The organism is Priestia sp. P5_B4 (assembly GCF_056400385.1).
The window spans coordinates 1-2526 of record NZ_JBFULJ010000559.1 but is presented as its reverse complement, the minus strand read 5'-3'; the positions used below and the strand labels follow the sequence as shown (position 1 = coordinate 2526).

The window sequence follows — 2526 nt, the reverse complement described above, 5'->3', positions numbered from 1 at the left end:
GCTACACCTGCATTCTCAGTTGTTTTAGATGTTTCTTCATATTTGGATATATCACCTTTCTCAAGGTTCCCCATATCTATACCAGTACCTGGATGGAATAAATTTGCGGCCAATAAGCCCACTGCTAAAAAGTTAGGAAGACTAGGTGGAAAAACCATTCTTTATTTTGAAATTGTTACTACAATTGCATTAGCAGTGGGCTTATTGGCCGCAAATTTATTCCATCCAGGTACTGGTATAGATATGGGGAACCTTGAGAAAGGTGATATATCCAAATATGAAGAAACATCTAAAACAACTGAGAATGCAGGTGTAGCAGCTCAAATCGTTCATATCATCCCAACTAATATATTCCAATCATTGACTGAAGGAAATTTATTAGCGATTATCTTTTTCTCAGTCTTATTTGGTCTAGGAGTTGCAGCAATTGGAGAAAAAGGCAAACCAGTTTTAAACTTTTTTGAAGGTGTACTAGAATCCATGTTTTGGATGACAAACTTAGTTATGAAATTTGCTCCATTTGGCGTATTTGCTTTAATTGGTTTGAATGTGGCGAAGTTTGGAATTGGTTCATTAATCCCTTTAGGAAAGTTAGTACTCGTTATATATCTGACCATGATTTTCTTTGTTTTTGTAGTATTAGGTATTATTGCAAAAATGGCTGGAACTAATGTTTTAGTCCTTATAAAAATTTTAAAAGATGAGTTGATTTTAGCGTTTACAACCGCAAGCTCTGAAGCAGTATTGCCAAGGTTAATGACTAAAATGGAGAACTTTGGTTGTCCGAAAGCTGTCACATCATTTGTTATTCCGACAGGGTATACCTTTAACCTTGATGGATCATCCATTTACCAAGCCATTGCTGCCCTTTTTATTGCACAAATGTATGGCATTCATTTATCTTTCATAGAACAAATTACACTTTTACTTGTGTTGATGTTGACTTCTAAGGGAATGGCAGGAGTTGCAGGAGCATCATTTGTTGTTGTATTAACAACATTGGGCTCAATGGGATTACCTTTAGAAGGTATGGCATTCATTGCTGGCATTGATCGCATCTTAGATATGCTTCGTACATCTGTCAACGTAGTAGGTAACGCATTAGCTGCTATTGTGATGTCTAAGTGGGAAGGCGGATTCGATAAAGAAAAAGCAAAACATTATACAGATTCTATTAAAAAATCAGATGTAGCTTAAAATAATTTATTTGTTTATAAAGAAGGAGATCAATATTATGACAGATATGGGAACGATTGAAAAACAAGATGTAAGAATTGAAAAAGATTTCTTAGGAACGAAAGAAGTGCCTGTCAGCGCTTATTATGGAATTCAAACATTACGTGCAGTTGAAAATTTCCCAATAACAGGTTACCAGATTCACCCGGAACTCATTAAAGCATTAGGAATTGTTAAAAAAGCTGCTGCTCTTGCTAATATGGAAACAAAAAGGTTATATGATGGGTTGGGTAATTCAATTATTGAAGCAGCAGACGAGGTTATTGAAGGGAAAAGAAATAATCAATTTATTGTTGATCCAATACAGGGTGGTGCGGGGACCTCAATGAACATGAATGCAAATGAGGTTATTGCAAATAGAGCTTTAGAGTTACTTGGTCATAAGAAAGGTTCTTATTCCGATTTAAGCCCTAATAGTCATGTAAACATGTCACAGTCAACAAATGACGTATTCCCAACTGCTATCCATATTGCAACGCTTAATCTGTTAAATAAGTTACTGAAAACAATGAATTATATGCACAGTGTATTTCAGAAAAAGGCAGAACAATTTGATTCTATTATAAAGATGGGACGTACTCACCTACAGGATGCGGTTCCAATCCGTCTTGGTCAAGAATTTGAATCATATAGTCGTGTTCTTGAGCGCGATATGAAACGTATTAAGCAATCCTATGGACATTTATATGAGGTTAATATGGGAGCAACTGCAGTTGGAACGGGTTTAAATGCAGATCCACGTTATATCGAAAATGTTGTAAGATATCTAGCAAATATCAGTGGTTTACCACTTAAGAAAGCCAATCATCTTGTAGACGCGACTCAAAATACAGATGCTTATACAGAAGTCTCTGCTAGCTTAAAAGTTTGCATGATTAATATGTCTAAAATTGCGAATGATATCCGATTAATGGCATCTGGTCCTCGTGCAGGATTAGCTGAACTTATATTACCAGCTCGTCAACCTGGTTCATCTATTATGCCTGGAAAGGTCAATCCTGTCATGCCTGAAATGATTAATCAAGTAGCTTTTCAAGTTATAGGTAATGATCATACAATTTGCCTGGCATCGGAAGCAGGTCAACTTGAACTAAATGTGATGGAGCCTGTTCTTGTGTTTAACTTGCTTCAGTCGATCAGTATTATGAATAACGCATTCCAAGTCTTCACAGACCATTGCCTAARAGGCATTGAAGCAAATGAGGGACGTTTAAAAGAGTATGTAGAAAAAAGTGTAGGGATTATTACAGCCGTAAATCCACATATCGGATATGAAGTAGCAGCACGAAT

Annotated in this window: 2 protein-coding genes; both read left to right on the top strand. The window is 36.2% G+C overall.

What is annotated here, in order from left to right; genetic code table 11:
* On the top strand, positions 1 to 1197 hold a 1197-nt coding region (locus AC1DRF_RS22935), incomplete at its 5' end, for a cation:dicarboxylate symporter family transporter (RefSeq protein ID WP_477741772.1).
* A gap of 46 nt (positions 1198 to 1243) precedes the next feature.
* Positions 1244 to 2526, top strand: a 1283-nt coding sequence (gene aspA / locus AC1DRF_RS22930; RefSeq protein ID WP_477741773.1) for an aspartate ammonia-lyase, incomplete at its 3' end; no start/stop codon positions are given.